Below are 18,152 nucleotides of genomic sequence, written 5' to 3' on the forward strand. Positions count from 1 at the left end.
CATCCGTAGCTCAGCTGGATAGAGTACTCGGCTACGAACCGAGCGGTCGGAGGTTCGAATCCTCCCGGATGCACCATCTTCTTTGCCGTATCAGTAGTAATCAGTAATTCCCGATGCATCCGTAGCTCAGCTGGATAGAGTACTCGGCTACGAACCGAGCGGTCGGAGGTTCGAATCCTCCCGGATGCACCATCTTCTTTGTAGTATAAGTAGTAATCAGCAATTCCCGATGCATCCGTAGCTCAGCTGGATAGAGTACTCGGCTACGAACCGAGCGGTCGGAGGTTCGAATCCTCCCGGATGCACCATCTTCTCCGAGATAACACCTAAATTGTTGTTTCACGGTCGGCGAGATAATCGCCAGCACCAGGGAGGATAACGTTGCTTCAGCAACGGCCCGCAGGGCGAACACTAGTGAGTAATCCTCCCGGATGCACCATCTTCTCCTAAATAACAGCGAAACTGTTGTTTCATGGTCTGCGAGATAATCGCCAGCACTTTTCCCCCTTGAATCATTTCCACATACTCTCTGAACATCCCTCAATTCGCTGTCAGCGACAAAATCAATCAATTACGATAAAATAACGTCTGGTCATTCGGCTTGTGAGAAGACGATGTACGAACGTTATGCGGGTTTGATTTTTGATATGGATGGCACCATCCTGGATACCGAACCTACGCACCGTAAGGCGTGGCATGAGGTATTAGGCCATTATGGGCTACGGTTTGATGAACAAGCCATGGTCGCCCTCAACGGTTCCCCTACGTGGCGTATTGCCCAGTCGGTGATTGAATTGAATCATGCCGATCTTGACCCCCATGCTTTGGCACGAGAAAAAACGGACAAGGTAAAAAGCATGCTGCTGGATAGCGTCCAGCCTTTACCGTTAGTTGAAGTGGTGAAAGCCTGGCATGGTCGTCGTCCTATGTCGGTAGGGACGGGGAGTGAAAGCGCAATTGCAGAGGCTCTGCTCGCTCACCTTGGTCTGCGTCGTTATTTTGATGCTGTGGTTGCTGCCGATCACGTACAACGCCATAAGCCTGCTCCTGATACGTTTTTGCTGTGCGCTGAGCGAATGGGGGTTGTTCCGGCGCGCTGCGTCGTGTTTGAAGATGCCGATTTTGGACTGCAGGCGGCACACGCCGCAGGAATGGACGCCGTGGATGTTCGGTTATTGTGAGTGATGGACTATCGCTCCTGTCACTGTTTGCCAGCAGTTTTCTCAGCGCCACGCTATTACCCGGCAATTCTGAAGTTGTTCTGGTTGCCTTGCTGGTTTCTGGGGTAAGTCATCCCTGGGTCTTAGTCTTAACAGCAACAATGGGTAATAGCCTTGGAGGGTTAACTAACGTTATCCTTGGGCGTTTCTTTCCATTGCGTAAAACATCGCGCTGGCAAGAAAAAGCCACTGGCTGGCTGCGGCGTTATGGCGCTGTCACACTATTATTAAGCTGGATGCCGGTTGTGGGTGATTTACTGTGCCTGTTAGCTGGATGGATGCGCATCTCGTGGGGTCCAGTTCTCTTTTTCTTATGCCTTGGCAAGGCGTTGCGCTATGTTGTTGTCGCAGCGGTTACGACGCAAGGCATTATGTGGTGGCACTAATTGTGTTGTGAGATAGCCTTCAGGGTAACCAATACCATTATGCTAATTAAAACGATTTTGACAGGCGGGAGGTCAATTTGATCCCGGACGTATCACAGGCGCTGGCCTGGCTGGAAAACCATCCTCAGGCGTTAAAGGGGATTCAACGTGGTCTGGAGCGCGAAACGCTGCGCGTTAATGCTGATGGGTCATTGGCAACGACAGGCCATCCTGAGGTGTTAGGCTCAGCGCTAACACATAAGTGGATAACCACGGACTTTGCCGAAGCGCTGCTGGAGTTTATTACTCCACCTGGCGACGATATTCATAAAATGCTGACGTTCATGCGCGACCTGCATCGTTATACCGCCAGAAACCTGGGCGACGAGCGTATGTGGCCGTTGAGCATGCCTTGCTATATTGCCGAAGGGCAGGATATTGAGCTGGCTCAGTACGGTACGTCGAATACCGGTCGTTTGAAAACGCTTTATCGTGAAGGCCTCAAAAATCGTTACGGCGCGTTGATGCAGACCATCTCCGGCGTACACTACAACTTTTCGCTGCCGATGGCCTTCTGGCAGGCGAAATGCGGCGTAACGGACGACGAAGATGCTAAAGAGAAGATCTCTGCGGGCTACTTCCGTCTGATCCGCAACTACTATCGTTTTGGCTGGGTGATCCCGTATCTGTTTGGTGCCTCTCCGGCTATTTGTTCTTCCTTCCTGCAAGGAAAACCGACCACCCTGCCGTTTGAAAAAACCGACTGTGGGATGTATTACCTACCGTACGCGACGTCGCTACGTTTGAGCGATTTGGGCTATACCAATAAGTCGCAAAGCAATCTCGGAATTACGTTTAACGATTTGCATGAGTATGTGGCAGGATTAAAGCGCGCGATTAAAACCCCTTCCGAGGAGTACGCGGCGATCGGTCTGGAGAAGGACGGTAAGCGTCTGCAAATTAACAGCAACGTTTTGCAGATTGAAAATGAACTGTATGCGCCTATTCGTCCGAAACGCGTCACTCGTCGTGGTGAAACGCCTTCTGACGCGCTTCTGCGTGGCGGTATTGAATACATCGAAGTTCGTTCGCTGGATATTAACCCGTTCTCACCGATCGGCGTAGACGAGCAACAGGTGCGCTTCCTCGATCTGTTTATGGTGTGGTGTGCATTGGCCGATGCGCCGGAAATGAGTAGCGATGAGCTGTTATGTACGCGTACTAACTGGAATCGCGTTATTCTGGAAGGGCGTAAGCCGGGCCTGACGTTAGGCATAGGTTGTGAAACCGCGCAGTTCCCATTGCCTAAAGTGGGTAAAGATTTGTTCCGCGACCTGAAACGCGTGGCACAAACGCTGGACAGCATCCACGGGGGAGAGGAGTATCAAAAGGTGTGCGACGAGTTGGTCGCCTGCTTTGATAATCCTGAACTGACATTCTCCGCCCGGATCCTACGGTCTATGATTGATGAAGGTATTGGCGGCACGGGTAAAGCATTGGGTGAGGCTTACCGAAACCTGCTGCGCGAAGAGCCGTTGGAAATATTGCAGGAAGAAGAGTTTATTGCTGAAACCGAAGCGTCAAAGCGTCGTCAGCAGGAGATTGAAGCGGCTGACACCGAGCCGTTTAGCGTGTGGTTGGAAAAGCACGCTTGATACAAAAGAAAAAGGCCACTCGGGAGTGGCCAAAATTTCATCTCTGAAAACAGGGATGATGATAACAAATGCGCGTCTTTCATATACTCAGACTCGCCCCGGAACAAAGAGTTCAGATTATTTTTAAAAAATTTATCGGAGGTGGCTAAATGCCGTTGTTAGATAGTTTTACTGTCGATCACACCCGGATGGAAGCTCCCGCGGTCCGGGTTGCAAAAACGATGAACACCCCGCATGGCGACGCAATCACCGTGTTTGATCTGCGTTTCTGCATTCCGAACAAAGAAGTGATGCCTGAGAAAGGTATCCATACGCTGGAACACCTGTTTGCAGGTTTTATGCGTAACCACCTCAACGGTAACGGCGTTGAGATTATCGATATCTCTCCGATGGGATGCCGCACCGGCTTTTACATGAGCCTGATTGGTACTCCGGACGAGCAGCGTGTTGCCGACGCGTGGAAAGCGGCGATGGCGGACGTACTGAAAGTGCAGGATCAAAACCAGATCCCAGAGCTGAACGTTTACCAGTGCGGTACGTATCAGATGCACTCGCTCAGTGAAGCGCAGGACATTGCCCGTCATATCCTTGAGCACGATGTTCGTGTGAATAGCAATGAAGAGCTGGCGCTGCCGAAAGAGAAGCTGCAGGAACTGCATATTTAGCAGCGTCACCCGGCATAAAAAAAGCCAGTTCATTTGAACTGGCTTTTTTGATCAATGCGCGCCACCGCCGCCGCCGCCCGCACCAAACGGTGGTTTAGCGAACCAGACAAGACCAAGCAGTACCAGGAAGATCCCCGCCGACATCCAGAAGATTTCGTTGGCGGAAATGATCAGCCCTTGATTGGTTATCTGCTGGGCCAGCCAGCCAGAGGCTTGTTCCTTGCTCATTCCCAATCCCTGCAGTTGGTCATACATAGCCTGCGCATTGGGGTTGTAGGGGTTAACGGACTCCGTTAGCTGTGCATGGTGTAGCGACTCACGGTTAGTCCACATTGTCGTGGTAATGGAGGTTCCGATAGAACCTGCCAACGTTCGCGTAAAGTTAGACAAGCTGGACGCCGCCGCCAGACGCTCAGGCGGTAAACCGGACAGCGTAATGGTTGTCAGCGGCATAAAGAAGCAGGCTACCGCGAACCCTTGAATAAACTGCGGCCAGGCCGATGCGCCAAAGTCCATACCCGGTTCGAACGTCCACGCACGCCAGTAGAAACAGACGGCGTACATAATAAAACTGAACGTGACCAGCCGACGCATATCCAGCTTGTGCGCGAAGCGACCGATTATCGGCGACAGGATCACCGGAATTATCCCTACCGGCGCGGATGCCAGACCAGCCCAGGTTGCCGTGTATCCGTAAACTTCCTGCAATAGCTGCGGCAGCAGGACGATTGCGCCGAAGTAGAGCATATAGGCCAGACTGATACACAGGCAGCCGATGGTAAAGTTTCGCGACTTAAACAGCGAGAGATCGACAATCGGGTGCTCGTCGGTAAGCTCCCAGACGATCAGGAAGCTGATTGCGACTACAGCGACCACCGTCAGGATGATAATCTCCTGTGAGGCGAACCAGTCCAGCTCTTTGCCGCGGTCGAGCATAATCTGCAAACTGCCGATACCAATCACCAGCAGAGCCAGACCAATGGCGTCAATGCGCCGCTGCTCGGTTTTGGTCTCTCGCCCGCGTAGGGTTTGCAGCGTCATCAATACCACCGCGGCGCCGATTGGCACGTTAATGAAAAATATCCAGCCCCAGTGATAGTTGTCGCTGATGTAGCCCCCAAGAATCGGGCCACATATTGGGGCAACAATCACCGTCATCGACCACAGCGCCAGGGCGATGGAACGCTTGGCGGGAGGATAGTTATTCAGTAACAGGCTTTGCGAAAGCGGAATTAACGGACCGGCGACAATCCCTTGCACCACGCGGAAGAAAATCAGCATGTTCAGGCTGGTGGACATCCCGCATGCCCATGATGCAATGACGAAGGCAGTCGTTGACCACATGAATAGCCTTACTTCGCCAAAGCGCTTTGCCAGCCAACCGGTGATTGGAATTGAGATAGCGTTCGCCACCCCAAAAGAGGTGATCACCCAGGTCCCCTGGCTCAGCGAAGAGCCGAGGTTCCCGGCGATAGTAGGGATCGCCACGTTAGCAATGGTGGAGTCCAGCACCTGCATGAATGTCGCCAGAGACAACGCGATCGTCATAATGACGAGCTGCGCACCTTCCAGCGGTTTTTGCTGTTGCATCACACGCACCTTTGAATTAGCCCGCGTTGGCCCGCACGATCTCTTCGATCATCTTATTGACCGGAGCAAGGTTGATTTCACGTGCATTACTTTCTGATACCGGCGTGGTGCGGACCTGGCTTGCCAGAATTTGTCCGTCACGATTGGAGGTATCTACCGTAACCAGCGTAGACAAACCGATCCGCAGCGGATGCTGTGCCAGCTGCTGCGCATCCAGTTCGATACGTACCGGCAGACGCTGGACGACTTTGATCCAGTTACCGGTCGCGTTTTGTGCTGGCAGCAGGGAAAAGGCGCTGCCCGTCCCCATATCCAGGCCGACAACTTTACCGGTATATTTCACGTCATCGCCATAAATATCGGTAACGACCGTCGCGGGTTGACCAATACGAATATGGGCCAGCTGTGTTTCTTTGAAGTTGGCATCGACCCACAGATTCGTGGCCGGAACAACCGCCATCAACGGCGTGGTCGGGCTAATCTGCGCCCCTGGCTGGACGGCACGACGCGAGACATAACCGGTCATTGGGCTGACGATTCTGGTACGTTCCAGCGCCAGCCAGGCATCGCGCACTTCGGTGGCGGCTTGTTGGACGGCGGGTTGATCTTCCAGCTTGCTACCGAGAATCATCGCCTGGTTAGCATTATATTGTTGGATTGCGACATCAAGCTGCGCCTGAGCGCTGGCAACGGCATCACGCGCATGCTGCAGCTCTTCGCGGCCAATCAGGTTGGCGTTGCCCAGCGGGACGCGGCGATTAAAGTCGCTTTGTGCCTGCGCCAGCGCGGTTTTCTGCACTTCAATGCTTGCCTGTAACTGCTTGCTGTTAATCATCAACTGGTGCGTTTGACGCACGCTGGAGGCCAACGCAGTTTTGGCTTTTTCAAATGCCTGTTTGGCGTCTGTCTGGTCGAGGGTGACCAGCACATCGCCTTGTTTAACAAAGTCAGTGTTATCAGCCCAGACTTTCGTCACGCTGCCTGATACCTGCGCCATGATCTGAACCTGGTTCCCTGCCACGTACGCATCGTCAGTATCTTCGTAATGACGTAGTACTAAAAACCAATAAATCCCATATGCCACGGCAATGATAATAAAGAGCAAGGTCAGAAGTAGCAGCATACTTTTACGTTTGCCATTCTTCTTAATCGGTTGCTGCGGGGTTTGAGTCTCCGCATTTGCGCTCATGTTGTTCTCCACGATCTTATTTTTTTCACATCGGCTGAGCCGACCTGTTCATCAGAAAGGCCAGCAGTATGCGTGCTGGCCTGTCGGTTTTCATTTATTAATCTGGATTTCTGAGCGAGTCGGCGCGTTAGCGCAGCGCTTCTAATACCGCGCCATCCTGCTCCATCTGATCAAGACGGGTCAGAAGTTTACGGGTGATCTGCTCAAGCTGATCTTTTTCGGTGGTGCTGAGAGATGACCAGAGTTGATGCAGGCAGTTGTGCTGAGGCGGTAATACCTCTTGCAAAAAAGCATGGCCTTTTTCGGTCAATTGCAGATGCAGACAGCGGCGATCGTTATCGCTTTCGCGACGTTCAATCCAGCCACGTTTTTCTAACTCATCCGCAATGCGGGTAGCGTTAGTCCGTGACGAGCCAAGCGCGCAACTCAGTTCAGAAGGCTGAATACTGTGGTTTTCCTGAGACTCCAGCGTAATCAACGCCATAAACAATGTCTCGTTAATCCCTTGAGCTTTCAGCATCTTATTGCGATTTTCCAGCAGCTTGCCCTGCATGTGCATGCAAAGACGAGTCAGAAGCACTTCCTGATAAGGGAACTCTTCGTAGCGGCTGGCGCGAAATTTTAGCATTTGTTCAATGGGCGTAAACGAACTATCCATTTGGGTATAACCTCATTAATTTCAGCCGATATAGTAACGACAGTGACAAATAAAGTAAATGTATTATTTATTTAAAATGATTGTTTTTATCTATAAGCCAACCAGCATTTTCCAGGCTAATCCGTAGCCCAGAGCACTCAGTAAGGTCGGAATGATGATGCTGCGGGTCTTATAGAAGCTTGCGCCCAGTATGACAAACCCCACCAGCGTAGGCACGAACCGACGAGCATCGTGCATCACTTCTGGCGCGGTAGACACCACCAACAGGGCGCAAATTGATGCAATGCCAATGGTGTCGAGTAATATGCCCGTCGCGCCGCGTCTTGTCGGGCGAACATTCCCCACCCCAAGACGGAGCGGTAAATAGCGAAAGCAGTAATTCACGCAGCCGACCAGCAGGCCGAGCAGTAAAACGTCATAGCTCATCCGGTCCTCCCTGCCAAAATGACTGGAGCAGCGCGGTCAGGCATCCGCAGACGATGCCCATAAGGATGGCGGCAGGGATAGAAAAGAGTATTACCCCGGCCAGCGCGCCAGCCAGTGCGGCAGTCACGCAGAGCGCCTGTTGACGCTGGAAAGAGGCGAGCAGGAAACTCATAAATAGCGCCGGAAGCATGAAGCCCAGTGCCGCTTCAACCGCGGGATAATCTTTGAGTAAACCACTACCGGAAAACGCGCCGATCACCGTGCCGAATACCCAGGAAGCCCAGGAACATAGCGCAATGCCAATCATCCAATTTTCACTCCAGCGCCGATTATCCCGTACCAGTTTAGCCGTTGCGGCGGCAAAGACTTCATCGGTGAGGCCAAAGGCCCACAGCGCGCTTTTGGGTTTGTTCAGTCGCTGTGTGATACGGCTGCGCAGGGAGGGACCGTATAAAACATGGCGGACATCCATAGCCATAACGGTCAGTGCGGCGACCCACAGAGAACTGCCTGCGGCAAGCATGGTGGTAATGACAAACTGGCTGGCCCCCGCATAAATAATGCAGGAGAAAAAGACGCTTTCGACCGGCGTAAAGCCAAGACGAGTAGCATTGAGACCAAATGCAAAAGCGACCGGAATATAGCTGATAACTATCGGCAGACTGTCTTTGAATCCTTCCGTTAACGTCGCCGAACGGGATGCGGACTGGGGTATAGGGCTTTCCATAGGGTTATAGGTTTCATTACCGAAATTAATATAACTTGGTTCAATGAGTTATAACCTTAGCAGACTGATGGGCTCCTTAACACCCTGTGGAGCCCAATCAGCGGTAAACAAGCGCTATACGCTTAATTTACGGCTTCCTGACGGTGAAAACCTCGCCACCAGACCAACAGGTTGAGTACGGCAACGGTCGTACCCGCCAGACAAACGCCAGCCCAACCGGCATGCTGCCAGGCGGAAGCGGAAATCAACGAACCTGCGGCCCCGCCAATAAAATAACTGGTCATGTAGCCTGCGGTCAGACGGTTACGTGCATCCGGATGAATGCGATAAATAACCGTCTGGTTAGTGATATGCACCCCCTGAACGGTGAGATCCAGAATCAGGATGCCGATAATCAGCATTGGCACCGAAGTATGCCCGAGCCAGATAGCCAGCCACGAGAGCAACAGTAACAACAGGCCGACGGTTGTGGTGAGATGTGATTTTCCTTTATCGGCAAAGCCACCCGCCGGGCGCGCGCCTAACGCACCAGCCGCCCCCGCCAGACCGAACAGACCGATCATCCCCTCTGAATAGTTAAACGGCGGCGCGGCGAGCAAAAATGCCATTGAGGTCCACAGAATGCTGAAGTTGGCAAAAGTCAGGCAACCCAGCATTGCGCGGGTACGCAGCAATTTATCATGGATAAACAAGCTGAATACGGAACCTAACAGTTGCGGATAGTTAAGCTGGGTATCTGATTTCATCTTCGGCAGACCGCGCCACAGCGCAATCGCCATCAACGCCATCAGTATCGATGCCACCCAAAATACGGTGCGCCAACCGCCAAGGTTCGCTAGTAATCCCGCTACGGTCCGCGCCAGCAGAATCCCCAGCAACAGACCGCTCATAATTGTCCCGACGACTTTTCCGCGCTTGTCCGGGGTGGCAAGCGTTGCCGCCAGGGGAACCAGGATCTGCGCCACTACCGAGAACAGTCCGGTCAGAGCGGTGCCGAGGATCAGCATGCCCAACGACTGGCTACTGGCGGTAATCAGCATGCCGCCAGCCGCCAGTAGCGTCATGGAGACAATCAGCATCCGGCGTTCAAACATGTCGCCAAGCGGTACCAGGAATAGCAGACCTGCGGCATAGCCGAGCTGGGCCGCGGTGACGATAAATCCCGCGGTACTGGCTGACAGTGAGAAGTTGCGGGCGATGGTGTCGAGCAGTGGTTGCGCGTAATAGTTACTGGCGACGGCAAGGCCGGTGGCGATAGACATTAACAGGATCAGCGAAGGGCTAAGTCCCTGAGTGGTTTTCGTCATGGTTTTCAACTGAATAATGGGTTGCAGAAAACAATCATAACGGAAGTGATTAACTGTTGCTGATTTGTTGGGTGATGGATTGTGCGGTTTAGGTGGGATAGAGGGAAGCAGGCCGGATAAGCGTTAGCGTATCCGGCATTCAGTCGAGGTTATTTCTGCGCAGCCAGCGCTTCGTTCACCCAACCGTCGAACTGCTGCTGGTGGGCTTTGATCCAGCCGTCTACGTGCCCCTGAACATCGGCTTCAGACGCTTTACCATCATGCATCATCGCGTTCTGTGCGTTGATATCCGCCAACGGTAATTTCATGATAGCGAACAGCTTCGCTGCCGCCGGGTTTTTCTCCGCCCAGGCTTTGTTGGCGACGATGTGCATGGTGTTCACCGGGAAGCCGTAGTTTGCACCGTTTGGCAGTTTGGTATCGATATCCTTCTGCTCACCCGGCAGGGAAGAGAACGGTACCTGCAACCAGACCACATCTTTGCCCGGCTTCATCACGTCACTGACCCAGTACGGAGTCCAGGTGTAGTAGAGGATCGGTTTGCCTTCTTTAAAGCGGGTGATGGTGTCTGCCATCATCGCCGCATAATTACCGTGGCTGACCTCGACCGTTTTTTCCAGATCGAAGGCTTTGTTCTGGTGGTTGATCACCGCTTCACAACCCCAGCCTGGTGAACAGCCCATCATATCGGCTTTTCCGTCACCGTTGGTGTCAAAAATTTTGGCGATCTTGGGATCTTTTAACTGGGCAATGTTGGTGATTTTGTACTGCTCAGCGGTTTTTTTGTCGATCAGATAACCCTGTGCGGCACCCGTAACGAATACCCCCTCGCGATAAAACTTTTTGTCTCCGCCCGCCGCGGCGTACATATCATCATGCAGCGGCTGCCAGTTCACGGCGGTAAAAGTTGCATCGCCAGAGGCAATGGAGGTATAGCCGACGTTATAGTCAACTTCGCTGGTTTTGTTAACGGTGTAACCCAGTTTCTCCAGCGCGCGGGCGACCAGCTGCGTCTGGAAGGATTCTTCAGAAATTGTGCTCTGGATTGGCTGTACGGTAATGCCTTTGCCCGGCAGGTCGGCAGCGAAAGTGCTGGTGGAGACAAGGGTGGCAAACGCTGTGGCAATGATAACTTTCTGTCGCATCGTTGTTCCTTAATTATTGGAGGGACGTATAGGCCCGGTAAGCGCAGCGCCACCGGGCAACGGGTGTATTACTTCGTGAAAGGGCGAGTGATAAGCCCAACGGGACCGGTGGTGTACCAGCGACGGTTACCGCGGCTACGCGAATCGCGACCAACGGCCTGCGTCAGGCGGTCCAGGATGATGGCGAGGATCACAATCCCTACGCCACCAACCGTGGCTAATCCCATATCCAGACGACCAATTCCGCGCAGAACCATCTGACCCAATCCGCCAACGGCAATCATCGAGGCGATGACCACCATCGAGAGCGCCAGCATCAGCGTTTGGTTAACCCCGGCCATAATGGTCGGCATCGCCAACGGGAGCTGAACTTTAAACAACATCTGACGCGGGCTGGCGCCAAACGAGCGCGAGGCTTCAATCAGGTCGGCCGGCACTTGGTTAATCCCCAGAATGGTCAGACGGACGATTGGCGGCAGGGCGAAGATAATCGTCACCACTACGCCCGGGACGTTACCAATACCGAACAGCATGACAATCGGCACCAGATACACGAAGGCGGGGGTGGTTTGCATCGCATCCAGCAGCGGACGAACAATCTTTGCCGCCCGAGGGCTGCGCGCCAACCAGATGCCCATCGGCAGACCGATCACCACACAGAACAGTAATGCGGTCAGCACCAGTGCCAGCGTGATCATCGCTTGCGACCACGCGCCAATGGCGCCGATAGCGATCAATGAAATCAGCGTCGCGACGCCCATTCCAGCTCCGGAAATCTGCCAGGCGATCAAGGCGAACAGGATAATCGCCACGGGGGCAGGCATACCCAATAGCATCTGCTGGAAGCCGTTGAGAATGTAATCCACCGGCACACGAATGCCCTGGAAGACCGGACGGAAATGGGTAACCACCCAGTCGATCCCCTCGGTGACCCAACTGTCCAACGGGATCAGCGTCTTATGGAACGGATCCATAATGTTGAAATGCTCTGGTGCCGGCGCGGGCGCGCTGGTCAGCCAGTCTGCGCTACCGCCGTCAGTAGGTGCGCCAGAGGGCGTGCTCCAGGCATCGGCGGTTTGTGCGGCGCTATCGGCCGCTGGTGTGGTATCCCACGGATTAGTTTGATCAGCCATTGTTTGCCCCCTCACGATCTAAAGCCTGTAACAGCATGCGTTTTGAAATGACGCCCACATACTGCTGTTCCTCGTCAACTACCGGTACCGCGCACGGTGCCTGGCCGACATGAGAAAGCAACTCGCTGAGAGGAGTTTGTGCATCGACAGCCAGCGGTTCATTGATCAACGCCGCTTCAATACCTTGCGCCTGGCTTAGCGCGGTTTTTAGTGAGTCGATAGAGACGACGCCGACGAATTTATTGCCACGTTCGATCACGTAACCATATTCGCGATCTTTGTCCTGCAATAATTGCAGCGCCGAACGAGGGCCTACGCCGGGGGTTTTACGAATTAAACCTTCGGGGCTACGGCGGGAAATATCTTTCGCGCTGAACACCTGGCTAATATCAACGCCGCGGAAGAAGGTGCGTACATAATCATTAGCCGGATTATTCAGGATTTCATCCGGTGTACCGACCTGTACCACTTCACCGTTTTGCATAATGGCAATTCTGTCGCCAATACGCATAGCTTCGTCGAGATCATGGGAAATAAAGACCACGGTACGTTGATGCTTCGCCTGGAGTTTTACCAGTTCATCCTGCATCTCGGTGCGAATTAATGGGTCGAGGGCTGAGAAGGCCTCATCCATTAATAAGATGTCAGGGTTAATGGCTAATGCGCGGGCGAGACCGACACGCTGACGCATCCCCCCGGAAAGTTCATCCGGGTAACCGTGCGCGTAATTCTCCAGACCAACCTGACGTAGCGCATCCAGCGCCTTTTCGCGGCGTTCATCCGCGGCGACGCCGGCTAATTCCATGCCGAATGCCGTATTGTCCAGCACCGTCATATGCGGCATCAGGGCAAAGGACTGAAAGACCATCGCAATCTTTTTTCTGCGCACCTCGCGGAGTTCGGCATCGGAGATCCGGGCGATATCTACGCCGTCGATCAGTACCTGTCCGCGGGTGGGTTCAATCAGGCGATTGAGAAGGCGTACCATTGTGGATTTACCCGAGCCGGATAATCCCATGATGACAAATATCTCGCCTTCTTCAATGGCCAGACTGGCGTCTTTAACGCCAAGCGATAGCCCTGTTTTATCCAGAATTTGCTCTTTGGTAAGTCCTTTTTCAATATATTTGAACGCTCTCTGAGGATGCTCGCCAAATATCTTATAGAGGTTCTTCACTTCTAATTTAATTGCCATGCAATAGAATGGTTCCTGTTATTTGTTTATATCGATATATTACCTGATGGAAATAGTGACCTTTTTCTACCCTAACATACTGAGAATCTGAGACAACCCTGAATTTAGTTGTGGCATGAATATTGCCGAAGCTGAGATGGCGGGACTTCCCGTGATATAAGGGCTGAGCGCGAATACGAGTTAACTGATATTTTTTGTAAATCCCAATGAAAAGGCGCCTGAATTGATGGAATGCAGGCGAATAATGCGGCTGATATTGAGTGTAGATCACACAATTATATTTGCACGATAAAAGTGTGATCCTGTTAAAATATTTCCGCGAAAAATGTACGGTATTTCCCGTGAAAATGAGAGTTAAAAATTCCAGTCGTCATCTTCAGTTTCGACCGCTTTGCCCATCACATAAGATGAGCCAGAACCCGAGAAGAAATCGTGGTTTTCGTCTGCGTTGGGCGACAGCGCGGCAAGGATTGCCGGATTAACCTCCGCCATTTCTGGCGGGAATAGCGCCTCATAACCCAAATTCATTAATGCCTTATTGGCGTTGTAACAAAGGAAGGCTTTGACGTCATCCACCCAACCGGTTTCTGCATACAATTCTTCCGTGTAACACGCTTCGTTATCATACAGCTCCATGAGCAGGTCGAGGGCAAAATTCTTTAACTCCTCGCGTGCGGATGCGGAAATATGCTCCAGGCCTTTTTGAAATTTATAACCGATGTAATACCCATGGACCGCTTCATCACGAATGATCAGACGAATGAGATCGGCGGTATTAGTCAGTTTGCCGCGGCTGGAGAAATACATCGGCAACCAGAAGCCGGAATAGAACAGGAAGGATTCCAGAAACACGCTGGCAATCTTCTTCTTCAATGGATTATCGCTGGCGTAATGAGCCAGAATAATCTGTGCCTTACGTTGGAGTGGGTTATTTTCCTCACTCCAGGCGTAGGCTGCATCTACATCTTTGGTCTGGCAAAGCGTGGAGAAAATAGAACTGTAAGAGCGGGCGTGCACCGCTTCCATAAAGCTGATATTCGACAGCACCGCTTCTTCGTGGGGTGTTAATGAATCCGCCATTAGCGCTGGCGCACCAGCAACATTCTGAATGGTGTCGAGTAGCGTTAGCCCGGTAAAAACGCGGATAGTTAACTGTTGCTCGGCAGCGTTCAATGTTTGCCAGGACGGGACGTCGTTAGAAAGCGGGACTTTTTCCGGTAGCCAGAAGTTACTGGTCAGGCGATTCCATACCTCAAGGTCTTTATCATCTTCAATCTTGTTCCAGTTGATGGCGCTCACGCGGGATAATGTCATGATCTCCTCCTTACAGCGCGCATGACACGCAACCTTCGATTTCGGTCCCTTCCAGCGCCAGCTGACGCAGTCGGATGTAGTACAGCGATTTGATGCCCTTACGCCAGGCGTAGATCTGCGCTTTGTTGATATCGCGGGTTGTGGCGGTATCGGGGAAAAAGAGCGTCAGCGACAGTCCCTGATCGACATGTCGCGTCGCTTCTGCATAGGTATCAATGATCTTTTGCGGACCAATCTCGTAGGCATCCTGATACAAGGCCAGATTGTCATTGGTCATAAATGGAGCAGGGTAGTAAACGCGCCCGGTTTTGCCCTCTTTGCGAATTTCCACTTTTGACACGATCGGGTGAATGCTTGACGTAGCATGGTTGATGTAGGAAATAGAGCCGGTTGGCGGGACTGCCTGTAAATTCTGGTTATAAATGCCGTAGCGCATGACATCTTCACGCAGTTGCAACCACATCGCGCGCGTGGGTAGCGTAATGCCGCTGGCGGCAAACAGCGCGCGAACTTTGTCGGTTTTTGGCTGCCAGTCGCCCTGCAGATACTGGCTAAAATACTCGCCGCTGGCGTAGCGGGACTGCCTGAATCCGGCAAAGGCTTTACCACGCTCGCGGGCGAGCTTCATCGATGTATTCAGCGCATGCCAGGTGATGGTGTAAAAGTAGATATTGGTGAAATCCAGCCCTTCCGGTGAGCCGTAGGCGATGCCTTCCCGCGCCAGATATCCGTGCAGGTTCATCTGACCCAGACCAATCGCGTGCGATGCGCTGTTTCCGGCGGCAATCGAGGGCACGCTGCGAATATGACTCATGTCCGAAACGGCGGTTAAGCCGCGAACCGCCGTTTCCACGGTACGACCAAAATCCGGGGAATCCATGGTATGGGCGATGTTCAGCGAGCCGAGGTTGCAGGAGATATCGTGCCCGGTCTGCGCGTAGTTGAGATTTTCATCGTAGGTGGAGGCGCTGTTAACCTGCAAAATTTCGGAGCACAGGTTGCTCATGTTAATACGACCGGCAATCGGATTGGCGCGATTCACCGTATCTTCAAACATGATGTAAGGGTAGCCGGACTCAAACTGGATCTCAGCCAGCCGCTGGAAGAAATCGCGCGCGTTAATGTATTTTTTGCGCACGCGCTTATCGGCAAGCAGTTCGTCATAGCGTTCACTGACGGCGATATCGCCAAACGCTTTGCCGTAGAGTCGTTCAATGTCATACGGCGAGAACAGCGCCATGTCGGCATTCTCTTTTGCCAGTTTAAAAGTGATGTCCGGGATCACCACGCCAAGCGAGAGCGTTTTGATACGGATTTTCTCGTCGGCGTTTTCACGTTTGGTATCGAGAAAACGTAAAATATCCGGGTGGTGCGCGTGCAGATACACCGCCCCCGCGCCCTGACGCGCGCCGAGTTGATTGGCATACGAAAACGCATCTTCCAGCATTTTCATTACCGGGATCACGCCGGAGGACTGGTTCTCAATGCGTTTAATCGGCGCACCTGCCTCGCGCAGGTTAGAGAGCAAAAACGCCACGCCGCCACCGCGCTTGGAAAGTTGCAGCGCAGAGTTAACTGCCCGGCCAATGGACTCCATGTTGTCTTCTATACGTAGCAGGAAGCAGGAGACCAGTTCGCCGCGCTGCTGTTTGCCGCAGTTTAAGAAGGTTGGTGTGGCGGGTTGAAAGCGCCCGGTGAGCATTTCATCGGTAAGCTGCATGGCGAGCGTTTCATCGCCTTGCGCCAGCGTGAGCGCCACCATCGTTACCCGATCCGCAAAATCTTCGAGATAATGCTTACCATCGTACGTTTTCAGCGTATAGCTGGTGTAGAACTTCCATGCGCCGAGGAACGTCTGGAACCGGAATCCGCTGGCGTGGGCGTGGGCAAAGAGCTTTATCACAAATGCGCGATCGTAACGGTTCAATACGCTTTCATCGTAGTAGCCTTCACCAACCAGCGTTTCCAGGCGCTCCTGTTGGCTGGCAAATGTCACCGAGTTGGGGCGGACATGCGTGGCCAAAAAAACCTCTACCGCCTGGTGGTCTTTGTCGAATTGAATACGCCCGGCTTGATCGTACAGATTTAGCATGGCGTTCAGGGCGTGATAATCCAGCGTTGGCTGGGTTATGCGTTCTGCGGTTGTCGTTGCCAAAATTCACTCACTCCTTGTCGAACGTTGTCGATATCGCTTTGGGTGCCCATCAGCTCAAAGCGATAGAGCCACGGCACGCCGCATTTTTGTGAGATGACCTCACCCGCGCGACCATAGGCTTCACCGAAATTGCGATTGCCGGAAGCAATCACCCCACGGATTAACGCCCGGTTGTGCGTATCGTTTAAAAAGCGGATCACCTGTCTCGGGACCGCGCCAGCCGTTCCGCCGCCACCGTAGGACGGCACGATTAAGATGTAAGGTTCGTCTACCCGGATCCGCTCGCGTTCGTTAAGCGGAATGCGGATGGCAGGCAGCCCCAGACGCTGGATAAAGCGATGCGTATTTTCGGAGCTGCTGGAGAAGTAGACGAGCTGACTCATACGCTGGCCATAGGGGGTTGTGGGCGCAGACGGTTGATCATGTCCGGGCGAAAACCGGACCAACGGGTTTCCCCGGCGATGACGACCGGTAACTGACGAAAGCCCTGATCGCGCAGGCTGTCAGCCATATCGGGCTGCAAATCAATATTTACCATCTCAAAGTCAAACCCACGACTTTCCATTGCCCGCTTAGTGGCGTGGCACTGAACACAGTTATTACGAGTGTAAATAATAATACTCATGATTCGTATTTCCATTTATAGATAAAGGTACGACGCGATTGATAGCGTCGGATTGTAGGTGTCTTAATAGGAGTGATACTAGATGTAGTTTTAAAAAGATTCAACCATACAAGATATGGGAATTTTAGATTGATGAAGGGCAGGGTGATGAGCGTGACGGAGGAAGGGATATGTAGCATGACGGGTTGCCGGATGGCGACGCGTCGGGCCTTATCCGGCCTACATGAGAACACATCCCAGGCCGGATAAGGTATTTATACCGCCATCCGGCCGTGCAGAATTACATGCGCATCCCAACCGCCAGACGGTTGAAGCAATTCATCAGGCTGATGGCAAACGTCAGATCGCTGATCTCTTTCGCGCTAAAATGGTCAAGCAACGGCAGATAAACATTATCTTCCGCGTGGGTGCTGGCGATATGAGTGACGGATTCGGCCCACGCCAGCGCCGCACGTTCCTGCTCGCTGAAATGGTGGCTCACTCGCCAACCTGCCAGCGCGTCAAGTTTGGCCTGCGCAACGCCTGCTTTGCGCAGCGCCTTACTGTGCATTTCCAGGCAAAATGCGCAGCCGTTGATTTGCGAGACCCGCAGGTAAACCAGTTCCGTCAGCATAGGTTCCAGCGCGCAATTTTCCAGCGCTTTGCTGGCCTGAACCAGAGCGTTATAGATTTCAGGACTGAGTTCATAATAGGGCTGGCGTAACATTGTCATGGTATTTCTCCTCGTTTGGATAACCCGCAATGTAGCACTATAATGGACTGCTACAGAGAGCCATATTGTTG

18 protein-coding genes and 2 tRNA genes are annotated in these 18,152 nt (G+C 52.8%); 6 read left to right on the forward strand and 14 right to left on the reverse strand.

Annotated elements, in window-relative coordinates; all coding sequences use genetic code 11:
* Positions 1-115: 115 nt before the first annotated feature.
* The 6 genes from ACVXHP_RS18550 (at position 116) to luxS (ending at position 3,905) form a co-directional block, all read left to right on the forward strand.
* A tRNA-Arg gene (locus ACVXHP_RS18550) sits at positions 116-192 on the forward strand.
* A 39-nt stretch (positions 193-231) separates the two neighbouring features.
* A tRNA-Arg gene (locus ACVXHP_RS18555) sits at positions 232-308 on the forward strand.
* A gap of 306 nt (positions 309-614) precedes the next feature.
* Positions 615-1,181, forward strand: coding sequence for a fructose-1-phosphate/6-phosphogluconate phosphatase (gene yqaB / locus ACVXHP_RS18560; RefSeq protein ID WP_200009226.1), 567 nt, complete (start codon positions 615-617; stop codon positions 1,179-1,181).
* Entirely contained in the window at positions 1,178-1,606 is a 429-nt protein-coding gene (locus tag ACVXHP_RS18565; protein WP_003825961.1) for a YqaA family protein, read from the forward strand. The genes yqaB and ACVXHP_RS18565 overlap by 4 nt, the downstream gene beginning before the upstream one ends.
* 77 nt (positions 1,607-1,683) lie before the next feature.
* The gene (gene gshA, locus ACVXHP_RS18570; protein WP_200009225.1) at positions 1,684-3,240 is read left to right on the forward strand and encodes a glutamate--cysteine ligase; all 1,557 of its coding nucleotides are present in this window, start codon (positions 1,684-1,686) and stop codon (positions 3,238-3,240) included.
* Positions 3,241-3,389: 149 nt separating this feature from the next.
* Positions 3,390-3,905 carry an S-ribosylhomocysteine lyase gene (gene luxS, locus ACVXHP_RS18575; RefSeq protein ID WP_016154160.1) on the forward strand — a complete coding sequence of 172 codons (516 nt, stop codon included), beginning with the start codon at positions 3,390-3,392 and terminating at the stop codon, positions 3,903-3,905.
* Positions 3,906-3,956: 51 nt separating this feature from the next.
* Here the strand turns inward: luxS and emrB are convergent, their stop codons facing one another.
* The 14 genes from emrB to ACVXHP_RS18645 all read right to left on the reverse strand — a co-directional run bounded on the left by emrB (position 3,957) and on the right by ACVXHP_RS18645 (position 18,081).
* Positions 3,957-5,495 carry a multidrug efflux MFS transporter permease subunit EmrB gene (emrB, locus tag ACVXHP_RS18580; protein ID WP_200009224.1) on the reverse strand — a complete coding sequence of 513 codons (1,539 nt, stop codon included), beginning with the start codon at positions 5,493-5,495 and terminating at the stop codon, positions 3,957-3,959.
* Between the two features lie 16 nt (positions 5,496-5,511).
* Positions 5,512-6,684 carry a multidrug efflux MFS transporter periplasmic adaptor subunit EmrA gene (gene emrA, locus ACVXHP_RS18585; protein ID WP_447571993.1) on the reverse strand — a complete coding sequence of 391 codons (1,173 nt, stop codon included), beginning with the start codon at positions 6,682-6,684 and terminating at the stop codon, positions 5,512-5,514.
* A gap of 127 nt (positions 6,685-6,811) precedes the next feature.
* A complete protein-coding gene (gene emrR / locus ACVXHP_RS18590) occupies positions 6,812-7,342 on the reverse strand; it encodes a multidrug efflux transporter EmrAB transcriptional repressor EmrR (protein WP_003037300.1) in 531 nt (176 codons plus the stop codon).
* A 90-nt stretch (positions 7,343-7,432) separates the two neighbouring features.
* Complete coding sequence (gene ygaH, locus ACVXHP_RS18595; RefSeq protein ID WP_174330146.1) at positions 7,433-7,768, reverse strand: L-valine transporter subunit YgaH; 336 nt, start codon at positions 7,766-7,768, stop codon at positions 7,433-7,435.
* Complete coding sequence (locus ACVXHP_RS18600; protein WP_447571994.1) at positions 7,758-8,495, reverse strand: AzlC family ABC transporter permease; 738 nt, start codon at positions 8,493-8,495, stop codon at positions 7,758-7,760. Before ACVXHP_RS18600 ends, ygaH begins: the two co-directional genes overlap by 11 nt.
* Positions 8,496-8,617: 122 nt before the next feature.
* Positions 8,618-9,802 carry an MFS transporter gene (locus tag ACVXHP_RS18605; RefSeq protein WP_061382318.1) on the reverse strand — a complete coding sequence of 395 codons (1,185 nt, stop codon included), beginning with the start codon at positions 9,800-9,802 and terminating at the stop codon, positions 8,618-8,620.
* A gap of 149 nt (positions 9,803-9,951) precedes the next feature.
* Positions 9,952-10,947: a glycine betaine/L-proline ABC transporter substrate-binding protein ProX gene (proX, locus tag ACVXHP_RS18610; RefSeq protein WP_003825976.1), complete on the reverse strand. Its 996-nt coding sequence runs from the start codon at positions 10,945-10,947 to the stop codon at positions 9,952-9,954.
* A 68-nt stretch (positions 10,948-11,015) separates the two neighbouring features.
* Positions 11,016-12,080 carry a glycine betaine/L-proline ABC transporter permease ProW gene (proW, locus tag ACVXHP_RS18615; RefSeq protein ID WP_316129665.1) on the reverse strand — a complete coding sequence of 355 codons (1,065 nt, stop codon included), beginning with the start codon at positions 12,078-12,080 and terminating at the stop codon, positions 11,016-11,018.
* Entirely contained in the window at positions 12,073-13,275 is a 1,203-nt protein-coding gene (proV, locus tag ACVXHP_RS18620; RefSeq protein WP_165408552.1) for a glycine betaine/L-proline ABC transporter ATP-binding protein ProV, read from the reverse strand. Before proV ends, proW begins: the two co-directional genes overlap by 8 nt.
* Before the next feature lie 354 nt (positions 13,276-13,629).
* The gene (nrdF, locus tag ACVXHP_RS18625) at positions 13,630-14,589 is read right to left on the reverse strand and encodes a class 1b ribonucleoside-diphosphate reductase subunit beta (RefSeq protein ID WP_316129666.1); all 960 of its coding nucleotides are present in this window, start codon (positions 14,587-14,589) and stop codon (positions 13,630-13,632) included.
* A 10-nt stretch (positions 14,590-14,599) separates the two neighbouring features.
* The gene (gene nrdE / locus ACVXHP_RS18630; protein ID WP_447571995.1) at positions 14,600-16,744 is read right to left on the reverse strand and encodes a class 1b ribonucleoside-diphosphate reductase subunit alpha; all 2,145 of its coding nucleotides are present in this window, start codon (positions 16,742-16,744) and stop codon (positions 14,600-14,602) included.
* Positions 16,717-17,127, reverse strand: a complete 411-nt coding sequence (gene nrdI / locus ACVXHP_RS18635) for a class Ib ribonucleoside-diphosphate reductase assembly flavoprotein NrdI (RefSeq protein WP_447571996.1) — start codon at positions 17,125-17,127, stop codon at positions 16,717-16,719. The genes nrdE and nrdI overlap by 28 nt, the downstream gene beginning before the upstream one ends.
* The gene (nrdH, locus tag ACVXHP_RS18640) at positions 17,124-17,369 is read right to left on the reverse strand and encodes a glutaredoxin-like protein NrdH (RefSeq protein ID WP_447571997.1); all 246 of its coding nucleotides are present in this window, start codon (positions 17,367-17,369) and stop codon (positions 17,124-17,126) included. The genes nrdI and nrdH overlap by 4 nt, the downstream gene beginning before the upstream one ends.
* A 280-nt stretch (positions 17,370-17,649) precedes the next feature.
* On the reverse strand, positions 17,650-18,081 hold the full coding sequence (locus ACVXHP_RS18645; protein ID WP_447571998.1) for a carboxymuconolactone decarboxylase family protein: 432 nt from the start codon (positions 18,079-18,081) through the stop codon (positions 17,650-17,652).
* Positions 18,082-18,152: the final 71 nt, after the last annotated feature.

Source organism: Citrobacter freundii complex sp. 2025EL-00176 (assembly GCF_053309355.1).